The 16,335-nt window shown below is 41.9% G+C and carries 14 protein-coding genes and 1 pseudogene; 10 read left to right on the forward strand and 5 right to left on the reverse strand.

What is annotated here, in order from left to right:
- Positions 1–86: 86 nt before the first annotated feature.
- The 3 genes from NSTCB13_RS14610 to NSTCB13_RS14620 form a co-directional block, all read right to left on the reverse strand.
- On the reverse strand, positions 87–275 hold the full coding sequence (locus tag NSTCB13_RS14610) for a hypothetical protein (protein ID WP_448272800.1): 189 nt from the start codon (positions 273–275) through the stop codon (positions 87–89).
- A gap of 186 nt (positions 276–461) precedes the next feature.
- Complete coding sequence (locus NSTCB13_RS14615; protein WP_448272801.1) at positions 462–2,150, reverse strand: NAD(P)H-quinone oxidoreductase subunit 4; 1,689 nt, start codon at positions 2,148–2,150, stop codon at positions 462–464.
- Between the two features lie 186 nt (positions 2,151–2,336).
- On the reverse strand, positions 2,337–3,056 hold the full coding sequence (locus tag NSTCB13_RS14620; RefSeq protein WP_445627933.1) for a response regulator: 720 nt from the start codon (positions 3,054–3,056) through the stop codon (positions 2,337–2,339).
- A gap of 587 nt (positions 3,057–3,643) precedes the next feature.
- On the opposite strand from NSTCB13_RS14620, the gene NSTCB13_RS14625 reads away from it, so the two are divergent.
- A complete protein-coding gene (locus NSTCB13_RS14625; RefSeq protein ID WP_448272802.1) occupies positions 3,644–4,738 on the forward strand; it encodes a hybrid sensor histidine kinase/response regulator in 1,095 nt (364 codons plus the stop codon).
- 53 nt (positions 4,739–4,791) lie between these two features.
- Entirely contained in the window at positions 4,792–5,055 is a 264-nt protein-coding gene (locus NSTCB13_RS14630) for a hypothetical protein (RefSeq protein ID WP_445627931.1), read from the forward strand.
- Positions 5,056–5,347: 292 nt separating this feature from the next.
- On the opposite strand, the gene NSTCB13_RS14635 is transcribed toward NSTCB13_RS14630, so the two are convergent.
- Positions 5,348–5,530: a CsbD family protein gene (locus NSTCB13_RS14635; protein ID WP_334804111.1), complete on the reverse strand. Its 183-nt coding sequence runs from the start codon at positions 5,528–5,530 to the stop codon at positions 5,348–5,350.
- 445 nt (positions 5,531–5,975) lie between these two features.
- Between NSTCB13_RS14635 and NSTCB13_RS14640 the strand changes: the two genes are divergently transcribed.
- The 8 genes and pseudogenes from NSTCB13_RS14640 to NSTCB13_RS14675 all read left to right on the forward strand — a co-directional run bounded on the left by NSTCB13_RS14640 (position 5,976) and on the right by NSTCB13_RS14675 (position 14,987).
- Positions 5,976–6,599, forward strand: coding sequence for an SMI1/KNR4 family protein (locus NSTCB13_RS14640; protein ID WP_445627930.1), 624 nt, complete (start codon positions 5,976–5,978; stop codon positions 6,597–6,599).
- 575 nt (positions 6,600–7,174) lie between these two features.
- Complete coding sequence (locus NSTCB13_RS14645) at positions 7,175–7,408, forward strand: hypothetical protein (RefSeq protein ID WP_445627929.1); 234 nt, start codon at positions 7,175–7,177, stop codon at positions 7,406–7,408.
- A 2-nt stretch (positions 7,409–7,410) separates the two neighbouring features.
- Complete coding sequence (locus NSTCB13_RS14650; protein WP_448272803.1) at positions 7,411–9,090, forward strand: tetratricopeptide repeat protein; 1,680 nt, start codon at positions 7,411–7,413, stop codon at positions 9,088–9,090.
- 760 nt (positions 9,091–9,850) lie between these two features.
- A pseudogene (locus NSTCB13_RS14655) lies at positions 9,851–10,176 on the forward strand (RNA recognition motif domain-containing protein).
- Between the two features lie 116 nt (positions 10,177–10,292).
- Positions 10,293–10,481 (forward strand): 30S ribosomal protein S21, encoded by a 189-nt coding sequence (rpsU, locus tag NSTCB13_RS14660; RefSeq protein WP_012407716.1) that lies wholly within the window; start codon positions 10,293–10,295, stop codon positions 10,479–10,481.
- 216 nt (positions 10,482–10,697) lie between these two features.
- Positions 10,698–12,455 (forward strand): serine/threonine protein kinase, encoded by a 1,758-nt coding sequence (locus NSTCB13_RS14665; RefSeq protein ID WP_448272804.1) that lies wholly within the window; start codon positions 10,698–10,700, stop codon positions 12,453–12,455.
- A gap of 505 nt (positions 12,456–12,960) precedes the next feature.
- The gene (locus NSTCB13_RS14670) at positions 12,961–13,524 is read left to right on the forward strand and encodes a pentapeptide repeat-containing protein (RefSeq protein ID WP_445627925.1); all 564 of its coding nucleotides are present in this window, start codon (positions 12,961–12,963) and stop codon (positions 13,522–13,524) included.
- Between the two features lie 278 nt (positions 13,525–13,802).
- Positions 13,803–14,987 (forward strand): M20 family metallopeptidase, encoded by a 1,185-nt coding sequence (locus NSTCB13_RS14675; RefSeq protein ID WP_448272805.1) that lies wholly within the window; start codon positions 13,803–13,805, stop codon positions 14,985–14,987.
- Positions 14,988–15,180: 193 nt separating this feature from the next.
- Here the strand turns inward: NSTCB13_RS14675 and NSTCB13_RS14680 are convergent, their stop codons facing one another.
- Positions 15,181–16,233, reverse strand: coding sequence for a hemerythrin domain-containing protein (locus NSTCB13_RS14680; RefSeq protein WP_448272806.1), 1,053 nt, complete (start codon positions 16,231–16,233; stop codon positions 15,181–15,183).
- Positions 16,234–16,335 lie beyond the last annotated feature (102 nt).

Genomic DNA, 16,335 nt, shown 5'->3' on the forward strand with positions numbered 1-16,335 from the left:
ATCATCAACCAGCATCCCATGTAAAGGGTTGATTTGCGAATGAATTATATTAATTGTCTGTAAGTAGTCCAAAACCTAGTATTCATTTATGTATGATATATTTGGCTCAAACGTTCTTCAACTTCTTCTTGTGTAATTACTCCTTCTATATCAGCTGCTTCTAATCCACTATTAACTTTCTCAATTACGTATAGATGGTATTGGATATCTTCGATTGAGCAATCGTCTGGCAATTGATTCAGTAGAGATTGAACTTTTTCTTTTGTAGTATTCATAGCTTGATTTTTAGTTTATTAATAAAGCAACTGAATGCTATGGTTGGGTGTAGAGTCCGCCATCGTTAATATAACTCTAATATTAAATTGATAGCCTACCCATAGTGAGCGGCTATCAATGCTTTATTATTCCTAAAAAAGATACCTAGAGTTCGCTCTTTTCCACAAATCTATCGATCAAAAAGCTTACTTCAAAGTTCCTAAAACGGGCGCTACCTCAACCTCGGAAATTTGCGGAACCAAGAGTGCCTTAGCATAAATCTGGGGATTGGTTTGCGAAACTATGGCATAAGACTGGCGAAGATTAGCATTGACTGCAACGGTCTTCACATCGTACATCTGCATCGCCATCTTGGGATAGAAACCAATACCAATAATCATCAGCAGAAAACAGGCAGCGATAAACACTTCACGGGGTCTAGCATCCTCGTAGACTGCATCTTCTGGTACGAGACAGTCCGTACCAAAACAAACTGTTCCCTCATCTTCTCGATTTTCCAAGCCTGCATTATTAATGTCGCATAGCAGGGCTGCGTCTTTACCATAAAATACCTCTCGCAGCATAGAAAGTAGATAAATCGGTGTGAGGATAACTCCAACTGCGGCGAGAAAAACTGTGACGGTGCAGAAAGTTGAACTATAAACGTCACTGCTTGTCATCCCAACAAATACGGAGAGTTCGCCAGCAAAGCCGCTCATACCGGGAAGTGCCAGAGATGCCATCGCTCCGATTGTAAACAGGGCAAAGACTTTGGGCATGGCTTGACCAATACCGCCCATATCTTTCATTACCATTGTGTGGGTGCGATCGTAAGTAACACCTGCTAAGAAGAACAGCACCGATGCAATCAAACCATGCGAAATCATCTGCAACATCGCGCCGTTGATGCCCAGATCAGTGAAGGACGCAATCCCCAACAATACAAATCCCATGTGAGAAATCGACGAATAAGCCAAACGCCGCTTCATATTCGTCTGAGCAAAGGAGTTCAATGCACCATAGATAATGTTGACAACACCGAGAATGGCTAAAACAGGCGCAAAGTAAATGTGTGCATCGGGAAGTAACTCAAGATTCAGGCGAATCAGTCCATATCCGCCCATCTTCAGCAATACACCAGCTAATATCATCGATACAGGAGAGGATGCTTCGCCGTGGGCATCAGGCAACCAAGTATGCATGGGGAAAACAGCAAGCTTGACACCAAATGCAATCAACAATCCTGCATAAAGTAGCAGTTGTAGACTAAGAGGATATTCTTTGCTGGCAAGGGCGGTGATGTCAAATGTCATATCACCGCCGCCGTATAGCCCCATTGCCAAGGCTGCCACCAAAATAAATATAGAAGCAGCTGCGGTATACAACAAAAATTTTGTAGCTGCATAACGTCGCCTTTGCCCACCCCAAATGCAGACTAGTAGATAGACGGGAATCAACTCTACTTCCCACATGATGAAAAATAGCAGCAAGTCTTTAGCAACAAACACCCCTACTTGTGCCGAATACAGCACCAGCATCAAAAAATAGAAGAGACGGGGTCGGCGATCGACTTGCCAAGCTGAAAAAATCGAGAGTGTGGTGACAAATCCGGCTAAAAGCACAAGTGGCGCTGAAAGCCCATCGACTGATACCGCCCAGTTAAAACCTAACTGAGGCACCCAGGCATAATTTTCCACCATTTGAAAACTAGCACTGCTGGCATCGTAATGCTTCCAAAATGCATAGCACATTAATGCAAAATCTGCAATACTTACACTTAGTGCATACCACCGCACGAGTTTACCATCTTTATCAGGCAACACAGGGATAAGCAGAGAAGCAACAAGTGGCAGTAAGACAATTGCGGTAAGCCAGGGAAATCGATCCGCTATCATGTATGTATAGAAAAATACTTATTTAGTCAATTATGTCATTCTACTAAACTTTGTAACGATTTCTTCATAAATCTTTGTCCCAGTTAACTGCTTTGACCAAAAAACAATTTACTGGAGACTGGGAAAGAAATATTTTTATTTGTTAAGTGTTCTCGTGTACACAGTTGATGATGGTTGCTTACTTGCTTACGGTACTAATCCGGCTCGTAACGCACGGACAGCAGCTTGTGTCCGGTCAGCAACACAGAGTTTATTGAGAATACCTCGAACATGAGTTTTGACAGTACCGACTGTTAAATAGAGCCTTTTGGCAATTTCTGCATTGTCACAGCCAGCGACAATCAACTCTAAAACATCCATCTCTCTATGAGTTAAAGGATAGCTGACTATACTTTTCTCAACATCTGGGTCAATACCTTCAATCAAAACTCTTTTTCCAGATGCGCCTTTGTTGCCATCGGGGAAATCTTGACGTATTTGTTGTAGTACAAGGTCTGCGATCGCTGGATCGATCCATGAGCTACCTGCATAAGTCGTTTGCACAGCTTCTACTAGTTTCTCAGTTTCTATATCCTTCATACAATAAGAATCTGCACCTGCTGCAAATGCTGCTAAAACTGCTTGTTCGCTATTTTGCATCGTTAAAATTAGCAGCTTTGTTGTATAGTCCTCATTATCTGCCTGATATTGCCTAAATGTGCGTGTTAGCTCAATACCATCCATGTCAGGCAAACCAATGTCAATAGTAGCAACATCCGGCTTGAGAGTTTTTAGAAGCTTGATACCATCAGCTGCATTGGCTGCTTCACCAACAATGTTAAACTCTGGCTGGGTTTGTAACGCAGACCGCAAGCCGATTCTTGTCAGGTTGTGATCTTCAATCACAAGGATCTTGATTTCACTCATAGTTGCTTAACTTTACTGTTATTTATCTAAAGTACAGATTAAAATCATCTCGTTCTTCTATTCGGGATCTTATACAAAAAGCAATGCGTTTGGTATTATTTCCTGAACTTCATCTACCATTAGACATAGATAACCTTATCTCGTAAGCTTTTCTAAGGCAAGAGTTTCGATATGACAATATAAGTTAATCAGAAAATATTTTTATACATAAACCCAATGCCCGATGTGTTATGCTAAATAAATTTTCCGGAAAAATCTGGTAGCAAGTAAAAGTAGGTGACTATTAAGTAGTTATCCTTGCTTTGAGCGGTATTATGCACATAAAAGCGACTAGAATAACTCACTTTAGCACTTAGGCACTCATATTAATTGGATAATTTAGGCGACTAATATACTTATGAGAAGAGTATTTTGTAAAACAAATAATACACAATACAAAAGAAAGAGCAGTGTAATTACGCAGAAAAAAGGTATTAAACTCAGGAAACTCCAAAAGAAAATGTTAATCCTCAATAATCTCAGCGCTGGTGAAGTAAGCTATTACTAGATTTGCTAGGGATAGCCAAGCACTTCTTTTTTATATAGCCATGTCTTTACCTAAAACTGTCAAAAAAGATAAAATTCTCGTTGTCGATGATATTTTTGACAATCTACTGGTCTTAGAAGCAGTCCTAGAAGATGAGGACTATGAAATTAGCTTGGTAGAAGATAGTAAGATTGCTCTGGCTATGGTTGAAGAGTCACCGCCAGACATAATTCTCTTAGATGTGATGATGCCGGAGCTAGATGGCTATGAATTCACTCGGCGCATCCGACAGAATCAGGCGTTGCCGTTTATCCCGATTCTGCTGCTCACGGCTCACTATGAGTCTAGCGTTGTTGAAGGACTAGACGCTGGTGCAGATGACTTCATTCGCAAACCATTCGATCCTGATGAACTCCATGCAAGGGTGCGATCGCTCCTGCGCCTCAAGCATAGTATCGACGAACGAGATCAGATGGCGAACCTCCGTGCAGATTTCGTCTCCCGTTTTACTCACGACTTACGCATTCCCCTAGTAGCTTCTAACCGCGTATTAAAATTATTGCTGGAAGGCAGGTTTTGCGATGTTTCGCCACAATTGCAAGAAATAATTAATACCATGATTGGCAGCAACCAAGACCTGCTGGAAATGGTAAATACCTTGTTAGAAGTTTATCGTCATGAAGCGGGCTGTAAAACCTTAAAAATTTCTCCCTGCAATATTCAGGAATTAGTTAGTGAAGTTTGCCAAGAATTAACTCCTTTAGCTGAAGAAAAAGGATTAGCTGTAAACATCGATCTAAGTGAAACTGCAAGCACCATTATGGGCGATCGCTTAGAAATGCGGCGAGTTTTGACAAATCTGATCGGCAATGCTATCAAATTTACAGACAAAGGCTCTGTAAATATTCACTGTTATCTGACTCCGATAGCTGTGAATATTGATATCCAAGATACAGGCCCAGGAATTTCTAAACCAGATCAGGCAATATTATTCGAGCGATTTCGTCAAGGAAAACACCAACGTTCTGGTAGTGGTTTGGGATTATATCTTTCTCGCTGTATTATCGAAGCACATCAAGGCACAATCGATGTGACATCTGAACCAGGCAAGGGTAGTACATTTACTATCCGCCTACCTTTAGCTGACGAAAACTAAAAGTAGGCGACAAAAAATTATTACCCTAATAACGCTGTTAGTAAAATAAGCTAATGCGCCTACATATTGCACAAACTCCGTTAAGACCGTCATTAGTCACTTGTACTGAGTTTCGACTGCGCGGTAATCGAGCGACTTGTACTGAGCGTAGTCGAAGTAAGTCGAGATTCAATTACCGCGAAGCCGTTGGCGCAGCCTCTCGTAGAGAAGTATTAGTCATTAGTCATTTGTGTTTACCAACTGGACTTTGGACAATTGACTTAGGACAACTTTCACCAGTTGATGTGCTTTTCTTTTTGGGTAACAGCTTAGTATAAGTCGAGTTACCTTGTGATGTTGGGATGTCTGTTAAAAGATAGGTAAATAGAATATTAATTATGAATTATTTTGAAAAAATCAGTAATAGATTGAGAAAATGTTTTGCGATCGTTATTTTCAAAATGGCTGAAAATCTTAGGTAAAAAACAGAGTGAATAAAGGTAGAAGGTTCAGTAAATAATTATTTAACTTAAACCTTCTTCCTAAATAAAATTTCACCTATTACATTACCATCAAAATCTAACTACTTGAACAATTTGTGACAACGAGGAAAACCTCTATCACGCTGTACTAGTCTAAAGTCTTTTTAACTTCATCTTTGATATTCTCAGCGGTGTGACGGACTTGGGCTTCAGCTTGTTTAGCTTTACCTTCAGCTTTATCTTTAGGATCGCCAGTTACTTCGCCAATTGCTTCTTGTACTTTTCCTTCGACGTTTTTAGCAAAAGCTTTTGCTTTATCTTCGATACTCATTTTTTTTGCTCCTAAAATAGTTTAAGTCTTGATTATTTCTTGCTTGCTTGAAAAGCGCTGCAATATCTATAGATTACTTTTAAATAACTTTTGCTTCTTCTATCTGACGATGTTTTTATGACAAATATTTATGTCCATTGTACATAGTTATTTAACCTTAAAACTCATCTTTGGAAATTCAGGTAATATCCAAAAGAGGGAAAGGATCGTTTTATTGTTCTATCTTTAGACAAAATAACTTATAACTTCAGGTAGATAGTGATGCTGATAACCCACAACTTGGCTTATTACCACTGGATATAGTAAATATGTCAACAGGGTGCGTAGGCTTTCAAATTGGTGGTAGATAGTGCAGTATTAGCGAGTCCGTGTACTTAATTCTGGGTAAATGAGAGGAGATGCTTCAAATTACTTTCGTTTTTAATCACTAAATGAGGTTAGTGAAATGTCTGAACTTACGGATGAACTTCAATATATTTTGAATTGGTTAAAATCTACCAATCATGATTTCTTTGATTGTTACAATCCAGGTTTAACTCGCCAGCAGATTGACGAAATTACAAAGGATTTACCATTCCGGTTATCGGAAGAAGTATACGAACTTTATCAATGGCGCAATGGAACCGCCGATCTTGGTTATAACAATGGCTATCTACCACTCTATTTTTTGTTTCCTGAGCAATTAAGAGCCGATATCATTTGTTCTTTTTGTTCCTTGCAAGATTCAGTTTATATTTACAAAAGTATAGGGAAAGCAACTAACTACGATGATGCATATTGGAAGCAAGAATGGTTTCCTATTGCAGCGTATGAAAATAAAAGAATGCTTTATGTAGTTGGCGATCTCGATCCATCTCCGGTTTATCTTTGGGATGTTGGTTGCCATGAAGATTCAGTAAGAATATATAAAAATCTTATCAGTATGATATCTGTAATTGCAGAGTGTTGTGAGTTTGGTTTATATCAACTCATACCAGATGAAGATGGAGAGGAAGATGACATGATAATCCGAATAGATGAAGAAAAGCTAAAACTTGAAAAAGAGATATATCGAAAATATAACTCATAATTTAAAAAAATATGAAGTCGTGCAAATGTTGGGTTACACTTTGGGATCTTGCTACGTTCCTCAAACGCCACTTGCTACCTGAAGGGAACGCTAAAAGCGTAGCTTGCTTCCCCGTAGGGGTACAAGTCAGGAAACCGCAAGGGGCCAGTGCCACCCAACCTACATAGTTTAAGGTTTTTAGGGCTAACCCAAGCTTATTGGGTTATATATTAGTCACATCTTTTTAATAGTCACTTATTAACTTGCAATCCGCTGTATATTGCTTCTGCAACTCTGACTAATTAAAGCTTGTACTAGAAATAACTGACACTAAAAATAGTTGAAATTTCAGTAAATACTTTAGGAGCAGTAGCTTACAGAATAAGGATTTTGTCACAAAAATTAGCAGAAATCAACATAATTTTTCAGGTTTTAACTGAAGAATAATTTAGCTAGTGGAAAAAGGCATAGATAAGTCTCAGCAGCGACTTTGAAGTACCTAATAGAACTTGTGATTAATTTCTGCTCAAAGACAGCAGGAACAATTATCCACGTTTATTTCTAGCTTCTTACTTGTAGTATTTATGAAGATATTTATGCAATCAAATTTTAGTACTCAACCAACTCCCAACTCCCAATATATAGACTACAAAATGCCAACTGATTCGTCTGTTAACATTTTCATCGGATATTCTATCTTGATTCCAATGATTGTGTTTGTCGGGTTTAATATCTATAAGCAATACCGGACTGCTGTTTTTTGCCGACAAGTTGCTTATTTAGAGAAACTGTGGCATTTGAATATTAAAAAAGAGCTTGAAGAACAATAATAATGAGGTACTTATTTCTAGTTTGGGTGCTTATATTCTCTTTAGTCGCTCCTAGTGCGGCGATATCTGACAACAAGCCGCTTCTCGACGAGAGCCTACACCAACACGTCTACACTGAATTAAAACAGCCATACAACTTAATATCTGGACTTGGTACAATCCACCATCCAGTTTCTACTTCTAATCCCCAAGCCCAAAAGTTTTTCGATCAGGGATTAAATTTAATTTACGCTTTCAATCATGATGAGGCAGTGCGTTCTTTTCAATACGCTGCCAAACTCGATCCGCATTTAGCGATCGCATATTGGGGTGTTGCTTTAGCCTTGGGGCCCAATATTAATTCAGAAATAGACCCCAATCGGGAATTAGCTGCTTACCAAGCAGTACAGCAAGCTTTGGCCCTTTCTACCCAAGCTTCCACCCCAGAACGAGACTACATTAACGCCTTAGCAAAACGTTACTCTCAAGATGCCGATGCTGATTTGTATCAACTAGCAGTAGATTACGCCAAAGCAATGGGAAACCTAGTCAAGCGCTATCCTGATGATTTGGATGCAGCGACACTTTACGCTGAAAGCTTGATGGATCTGCATCCTTGGCAGCACTGGACTAAAGATGGTAAACCACAGCCAGATACAGAAGAAATTGTGGCTGTTTTAGAATCAGTTCTCAAACGTAACCCGAATCATGCAGGAGCTAATCATTACTATATTCATGCAGTAGAAGCCTCACCTTCTCCAGAACGGGCCCTTGTCAGTGCTAACCGACTCGGAACTCTAGCGCCAGCAGCAGGACACTTGGTACACATGCCAAGTCATATTTATTTTCGTGTGGGAGATTATCAAGGAGCAATGCAGGCAAACGAGCTGGCGATCGCTCAAGATGATATTTACATCAAAAAATATCAAGTCCAGGGCACTTACCCCATGATGTATTACAACCACAACGTACATTTCCTCATGGTGGCTAGCAGCATGGCAGGAAGATATGAAGATGCTCTGAAATCCGCAGATAAATTAGTTGCAAATGCTACTGCAATTGACCCCTATGCACCAATGCTTGAGGGATTCCTCGGCAGCAAAATGCTGATTCAGACACGCTTTAGTGATTGGGATGCGATCTTCAAAACTCCTGCTCCCGAAGCTAAATTGCCCACTACCTCTGCACTTTGGCATTTTGCTCGCGGTATGGCAAGCGCAGCCACAGGCAAACTTGAAGATGCAGCAAGTGAAAGTCGGGCATTACTGGCTGCCAAACAGGGAATTTCCACTAAAGCAACCATTGGATTCAGTCCAGCCAGTACTATTTTAGACATTGCCTCAAAAGTTCTAGACGCTAAAATTGCCAGAAAAAAGCATGATTATGAATCTGCCATCCAATTGCTAGAAAAAGCAGTAGTAGCAGAAGATGCCCTTAATTACGTGGAACCACCAGACTGGTACTTTCCAACGCGGGAATCTTTGGGTGCTGTGCTTTTGGCTAAGGGTGATTATAGAGAAGCTGAGAAAGTCTTTCGTGCCGATTTAAAAAAATATCCCCATAATGGACGTTCTTTATTTGGCTTGCAGGCAACTTTGCAGGCACTAGGCAAAGATGAGGCCGCTCAACTTGTTAAAGCTGAATTGGAGACAGCGTGGAAAGGTGATGTTCGGCAACTTAAGATTGCAACTTTGGTTAATTAGCCGAACATGATGTTACCAAGAAGGGGAAAAGGGGAAAGGGGAAGGTGGGGCCCCCTCTGGGGATAAGGGGAGGGGGGAAGGGAAGAAGGAAAAACTTTTACATCATGAACAAAAAAGAAGATTTTACCCGCCACGTAGTGCGATAAAAATTGCCGACTCGATATCTGAAACCCCTGTTTTGAAATACGGGGTTCCCTTTCCCTTTTCCCCCTTGCCCTTTCCCCCTCTTTTTCATGCCACTTACTCTCCTTTTCCAAAAAAAGAGGCTAGCGCCAAAGAAAAAGACTCGCGATGCTTACTGCTATCAGCATCGCAGTTGCTTTTATAGCAGGTTTTCCCAAAGAATACAAGTCACAATAGTTTTATATTTGTTGCCTGACTTTGCCTTTCGTATTAAAATCTTGAAGTAATGCTTCATGGTGAATGCAGTCAAACGTTCAATTCGGATATTCAAAGATGCGCCCCTGCATGTCTGATTTTCTATATCACCCTACAGAATTTATCTTATTCCATTTCCAACCCCTTTTTGCGGTGGATTGTACTTAGGGTATGTGGGGGCGGGCGATCGCTTAGGTGCGATCGCATCACTAGTTAACTATCTAGTGGGTGCAAAGAGTTGGCTCGTATGTCATCCTAGATTTATGAGAGTTAATTTAGTGATGTCTTTGGTTTTAGTATTGAAAGGCTTTTTCCTTTTAGTATTTACAGACTTCTGAGAGAAATTAAAATCTCTACACAGTGATGATTTTGGAGAGAATCGATGTCAATTTATGTAGGTAACCTCTCTTATGACGTTACACAAGAAGATTTAAGTGGTATTTTTGCAGAATATGGTACTGTAAAGCGCGTTCAAGTACCTACTGACCGTGAAACAGGTCGTCCGCGCGGCTTTGCTTTTGTGGAAATGGGAACTGAAGCTGAAGAAACTGCTGCCATTGAAGCTCTCGACGGTGCTGAGTGGATGGGGGTCGTGACTTGAAAGTTAACAAAGCTAAACCCAAGGAAGACAGAGGTGATAGAGGTTCCTTTGGTGGTAACAGAGGAGGATACGGCAACCGCGGCGGTGGCAGTGGCGGACGGTACTAACCTTGGAAACAAAAACTTACCAAGAGTCTTAAGGTCAGACAAACAAGAGTCTGTCTTTTTTTTGTAATGTTACCGCCTGCATAGCCATTGATGAAGTCAACTTAGTAGGAGAAATAATGACCCAAGTAATTGTAGGTGACAATGAACACATTGAGTCAGCTTTACGACGATTTAAACGAGAAGTTTCCAAGGCGGGAATTTTTCCAGACATGAGAAAGCATCGTCATTTTGAAACACCCTTAGAAAAACGCAAGCGCAAAGAAGTTGCCAAGCACAGACAAAGTAAGAGAAGTTTTCGTAATTAAGGGCTGAGATACAGCAGAATTCAGTGAGTCAGAAGTCAAACAGGCTTTATACCTTGCTTTGAGACGCAAGCTTGTGTACTTCACCTTCTTTGAAATTCGCTGTAAATATGAATGAATTCCCTCATAGATTCTATGGGGGTTTTCCTTTTATCTATTTTCAAATCAGGAAACCTAAAGAAACGCTAAAATCAAGTCAGCCTTTGTATTGTAGCGGTTGTGTCCCACATCACTCAGAGTGCGGTTCACTGCATAAATCCTGATTGTCAACGTCCTTATCCTCAGCCTTGGGGAAACAAATTTTGCAACAGCTGTGGCGCACCGCTAGAGTTGTTAGACCGCTATGTTCCACTTCAGTCCTTGGGATCGGGAGGATTTGCTCAAATCTACACAGTTTGGGATGAAAAAACTCAAACAGAGAAAGTGTTGAAAGTATTGGTAGAAGATTCGCCGAAGGCACTGGAGTTATTTACCCAAGAGGCGGCGGTTTTATCCGGTTTGCACCATCCAGGTGTCCCCAGAGTCGATGCCGAAGGATATTTTCAGATACAACTGTTTAACCCCAAACCGCACCAACTCCCTTGTCTGGTAATGGAAAAAATCAATGGGCAGACTTTAGAGGAGATATTAAAAAACTTTCCCCAAGGGTGTCCAGAGAATTTGGTTTTAAATTGGTTTGCCCAAGCAGTGCAGATTTTACAAGAATTACACAAACGTCAGATTCTTCACCGAGATATCAAACCTTCTAATTTAATGCTGGGTACTTCGTCATCTGTAACCCCGTCTCCAGGGCAAGCAGAAGGCGATCGCTTGGTGTTAATTGATTTTGGTGGAGCGAAACAATTTAGTGCCTCTAAGGTACGTTCTGTGTCCAGTTCCACGCGATTATTTTCTTCTGGCTACAGTCCACCAGAACAAGTGACTGGAGGTATTGTTGGGCCAAGTGCCGATTTTTATGCTCTTGGTCGAACGGTGATTGAACTACTAACAGGCAAATACCCACTAGAGTTGGAAGATCGGCAAACGGGTAAATTGCGCTGGCGAACTGTGGTGAATGTCAACCCGCAACTAGCAGATTTGCTGGATGAGATGGTGCAGGAGGATGTGCGATCGCGTCCAGCCAATGCAGCTATAATTCAAAAACGTTTGGCGAAGATTTCTCAACCATTATCGCCACCAGGGTTATTTGCTCAACTGCAAGACAAGATTAAGCAAGCCTCAACGCAAGTTTCCCAGAGATTTACACTGATAACACAAGCTATTGAACAAGTTTTAGTTAACTTTAGCCTAGCTGTCACCAAAACCGTTATTTTTATCGCTCAGACAATCATCAAAATTTTCCGAGCTTGTTTGGCGACGATTTGGGCGATGATCCTGAGTACTATCGGCGCTTGTTTTGGTGCGATCGCTGGTTTTATTTTGGCCTATCGCACCAGCTTGGGGCCTCAGGTTGTGGAATTGATTGGGAGTCAGCTAAATCAATTAGTACCAAATACTCAACCCGTCTTCGGGGCAGATATTTTGGTGTTCGTCGCCGCAGGCTGGGGAACCGCGTGGGGACTGACAGTATCCGGGTGTTTTGGTCAACGGCGGCGGTTTTTAGTGGCTTCCCTGATGGGCATGATTAGCTATGGCTTCGGCTGGTTGATTTTGCAATTAATCACCCCAAAAGATAGCGGCGAGGGCTTAGTAGCTGTGATTTTAGTAGCAGTTTGCCTACTCACCTTGAGTTTAGGACTTCGCAGCCATCATGTAGTGTACGCTGTGTTCGCGGCCTTTGGCAGTGCGATCGGTTATGCAGTTTTGATTCTTTTGAATTTAGCACCCCCAATTTTCCAATTTGCCAGTCAACCAGCTTGGTCAGCATTAAAGTTACCTCTGACTTTTTTTGGCTCTGTAGGCTTCTTTATCAGCTTCTGGTTAGGAGTGAGTTATTACCTAATTGTTCCTGGACTGCGCTTTTTAGGATGGCGGTGAAGAAGGCAGGGGAGCATACTTCGACTACGCTCAGTAACCGTGGGAGCAGGGGGATGTGGTTCGACTGCGCTCACCAACCGGGAGATAAGGGAGACAAGGGGACAAGGGAGACAAGGGGACAAGGGAGACAAGGGGACAAGGGAGACAAGGAGATAAATAAAACTCCTAACTCAGCACTGGCTAAACGCCGAGCTTCGCTAACAGCACTCTTAACGCCCAATGCCCCATTCCCAATGCCCAAAAACAAGATCCCCCTAGTCGTATTTTTCATCGAGCTAGGGGGATCACATATTTGGTAGTCTATAATTGGTTCGGTATAGTTCCTTACGATTTGATTCTATAGCCTATATTTCCGTTTGAGTAGTGTTAATACTATAATTTATAGTATTTTTACAGCTTCTTAATCAATGCTTCATCCCTGTACTTCCTTAGAGAAGCGGTATATGTAAGGATGACAGTACGTGATGTTCGTAACTTGTCATTTTTGTAAATATCAGTAAAAAATATGAAACTTAAGATTATTGCCAGCGTCTCCCTGTTAGCTTGTTTAGGGTTTGCAGAGCAGGCTCTTGCATTAAATCAGCTAGACTTGGATCAGTTGAAGGCAACAAGTGCCTGTCCTCGGTGTAATTTGAGTGGCGCTGACCTCACTAGGCTGAATCTAACTGGAGCAAATTTGCGAGGGGCTGACTTGAGCGGCGCTACATTATCTCAAGCTAATCTCACAAATGCCGATCTCACCGGTGCAAATTTAGAAGGTGCGATTCTGAATTCGGCGAATCTCAATGGTGCTTCTTTAACTGGAGCAAATTTAAAATCAGCATCCCTGGAAAATGCCGATCTGTCTTTTGCCGGTTTTATCAGCGCCAATTTAGAAGCAGCAAACTTAAAAGATGCCATATTGCAATTTACTAATTTTCGAGGGGCTAACTACCGACTAACAACTCTGGCTAATGGTGTCGTTACCTCCGACAAACCCTATGGCTGGTCGTTAGAGCGTCAAAATCCCAGAGAATGTAACGAGTTTAAACCCGAAAATACTCGAGGCACAACCTGCTATTCAAAATAAACTGGGGCATTGGGCATTGGGAATGGGGCGTTAGGAGTGCTGAGTTAGGAGTTAAGAGTTAGGAGTTAGGAGTTAGGAGTTTTGTTTATCTCCTTGTCCCCTTGTCCCCTTACTCCCTCATCTCCCGGTTGGTGAGCGCAGTCGAACCACATCCCCCTGCTCTCTGCCCCCTGCTCCCTGCTCCCCTGCCTCCCTTATCCTTGTATAGCAAAAGCATTTTGTTTGTTAACAGTTCTTTATCATGGGAAAAAAGCCTAGCCTATAGATTAATTAAATCGATGCTTACCCATATAAAAGACTTAGCAGCAAAACTAGCGCCCCGCTTAATTGAAATTCGCCGCCATATCCACTCTCATCCAGAACTCAGTGGGCAAGAGTACCAAACAGCAGCCTTTGTTGCTGGTGTTTTGTCTTCCAGTGGACTGCACGTACAAGAAGGAGTTGGTAAAACGGGCGTGATTGGAGAACTTCAAGGCACTGGCCAAAATGACCGTTTATTGGCAATTCGCACTGATATGGATGCCTTGCCAATTCAAGAGGGTACTAATTTAGAATATGCCTCTCGTACAGATGGGATTATGCACGCTTGCGGTCACGATGTTCATACCACTGTAGGGTTAGGAACGGCAATGGTGCTGTCCCAAATGACTGAGGAGTTGGGTGGGAAAGTGCGGTTTTTATTTCAGCCAGCCGAGGAAATTGCCCAAGGGGCAAGCTGGATGGTGAAAGATGGGGCGATGGAAAATGTCTCAGCTTTATTAGGGGTTCATGTTTTCCCTTCTATACCCGCAGGTTCTATTGGCGTGCGTTACGGGGCATTAACAGCCGCCGCTGATGATTTAGAGATTCTGATTATGGGAGAATCTGGACACGGGGCGCGTCCCCATGAGGCGATTGATGCGATTTGGATTGCTTGCCAAGTGATTACGGCACTGCAACAAGCTATCAGCCGGACACAAAATCCTTTGCGTCCTGTAGTATTGAGTATCGGGAAGATTAATGGTGGCAGAGCGCCGAATATAATTGCTGATAAAGTGCAATTATTGGGAACAGTGCGATCGCTCCATCCCGTAACCCGTGCCCATCTCCCAAACTGGATTGAAAACATTGTATCTAATGTTTGCCATACCTACGGAGCAAAGTATCAAGTCAATTATCGCCAGGGTGTACCCAGCGTCCAAAATGATTACGCCCTGACGCAATTGTTACAATCAGCCGCAGAAGAAGCTTGGAGTAGCGATCGCGTTCAAGTATTACCCGAACCTTCCCTTGGTGCTGAAGATTTTTCTATATATTTGGAACACGTCCCCGGTTCTATGTTTCGCTTGGGTGTCGGCTACAAAGAAAGGATCGTTAACCACCCATTACACCATCCCCAATTTGAAGTCGATGAATCTGCAATTATCACCGGGGTTGTAACTATGGCATACACCGCTTATAAATACTGTCAGCAAAATTTGTAAACAAAAACTCCCAGCAGATAAACGCTGGGAGTTTTTGTTTAACTAACCTTTTTTAGCGGATATATAGCCGTAGCCACATAGGTTAGGACAATGTTGATTGCTAAAAGCCACGATCTAACTGGGTTTCTACTCAGCACTGGCTCAACGCCGAGCTTCGCTAACAGCACTTTGCTATAGAATGCTTTTAAGCATTCTACGCATTGGATTCGCTAACAACGCCCAATTTCTCTTGAATTTTGGTCTTAGCGGCTTTGAATTCAGTAGCCAGTTGCTCGCTTTCATCGCTGCTCAAATTGTTACGAATAGCAGCAAACATTGTGCTTTCTTCTTGACGAATATGGTCGCCAACAGCTTCCATTAGCTGTCTAACTCGATCTTTGAATTCAGATGAAGAAGGACTAATACCCTTAATTTGATCTAACACCTGCTTCATTTCAGCTTGTTCGTCAAACAGTTCTTGGGTGTTATCTTGACCGTAGAAAGGACGTACTCGTGGGTAAACTACTTCCTCTTCAGCTTCAGCGTGAGCACTTAAATCCTTATAAATTTGACCGAAGTACTCTTGGATCTTTTGTGGATCGTCGCTTTGCAGTAGTTCGGTGAATAAGGTATTTACCTTGTTGTGATCGAGGCGGATAACATCTTGGATATTGAGATCCTTTTTGTCGCTATTTTGGGTGACAGCACTACCTACTACACCACTGACTGCGGCCATAGCGTCTTGAACACGTGCCCAAATTCCTTGATCTGCATCTTGTCCGGTGAGTTCGCGAACACCCAGAATTTCCAGAATGCCTTTGAGTTGTTCTTGGTGAGCGCGGTTCTCAAAGTTAATGGTGTTCAAAGGCCCGATCGCTAGCAACACATCAGCGCCAACTTTTTGAGCAGCTTTGTGAACTATCAAGCCACTCATTACTATTTGATGTTTCAACAATTCATGCTGAGAGACTTTCTCATACAGGCTCAACTCAGAACCTTTGAACAATTCGCGAGCTTTTTCAATGAATTGTGTAACATTTTGTTTGGGTTCAGCTTGAATACCATACTGACCAATTACGGTTTCCAGAACACCAAGGTTTTTTTCATCATCATTTATAAAATTTCGGATGCGATCGGCAATTTCAGCATCTAGCCCTTGCGTCAAAAGCGATTGTTCATTTTCGATGACCAACTGTTGCAGAGCTTTAAGACTTGCTAGTTTTACAGCAATAGCATTCCGTTTCGTATCATCTAAAGTAGTTACCATCCGTGTTCTCCTCGGCAAAGTGTTCGTAATTCTTACTTGATATAACCTTGACACAGAGGTTAGGGGGATTCCATCTTTCTTTTGAGCGATCGCGCTCGCAAC

This window comes from Nostoc sp. DSM 114160, assembly GCF_053470305.1.

Coding starts and splice junctions, on each gene's coding strand:
- NSTCB13_RS14675 (WP_448272805.1), top strand. CDS start 13,803: ATGCTTACCCATATAAAAGACTTAGCAGCAAAACTAGCGCCCCGCTTA.
- NSTCB13_RS14650 (WP_448272803.1), top strand. CDS start 7,411: ATGAGGTACTTATTTCTAGTTTGGGTGCTTATATTCTCTTTAGTCGCT.
- NSTCB13_RS14680 (WP_448272806.1), bottom strand. CDS start 16,233: ATGGTAACTACTTTAGATGATACGAAACGGAATGCTATTGCTGTAAAA.
- NSTCB13_RS14670 (WP_445627925.1), top strand. CDS start 12,961: ATGAAACTTAAGATTATTGCCAGCGTCTCCCTGTTAGCTTGTTTAGGG.
- NSTCB13_RS14625 (WP_448272802.1), top strand. CDS start 3,644: ATGTCTTTACCTAAAACTGTCAAAAAAGATAAAATTCTCGTTGTCGAT.
- NSTCB13_RS14610 (WP_448272800.1), bottom strand. CDS start 275: ATGAATACTACAAAAGAAAAAGTTCAATCTCTACTGAATCAATTGCCA.
- NSTCB13_RS14645 (WP_445627929.1), top strand. CDS start 7,175: ATGCAATCAAATTTTAGTACTCAACCAACTCCCAACTCCCAATATATA.
- NSTCB13_RS14620 (WP_445627933.1), bottom strand. CDS start 3,056: ATGAGTGAAATCAAGATCCTTGTGATTGAAGATCACAACCTGACAAGA.
- NSTCB13_RS14635 (WP_334804111.1), bottom strand. CDS start 5,530: ATGAGTATCGAAGATAAAGCAAAAGCTTTTGCTAAAAACGTCGAAGGA.
- NSTCB13_RS14615 (WP_448272801.1), bottom strand. CDS start 2,150: ATGATAGCGGATCGATTTCCCTGGCTTACCGCAATTGTCTTACTGCCA.
- NSTCB13_RS14630 (WP_445627931.1), top strand. CDS start 4,792: ATGCGCCTACATATTGCACAAACTCCGTTAAGACCGTCATTAGTCACT.
- NSTCB13_RS14640 (WP_445627930.1), top strand. CDS start 5,976: ATGTCTGAACTTACGGATGAACTTCAATATATTTTGAATTGGTTAAAA.
- rpsU (WP_012407716.1), top strand. CDS start 10,293: ATGACCCAAGTAATTGTAGGTGACAATGAACACATTGAGTCAGCTTTA.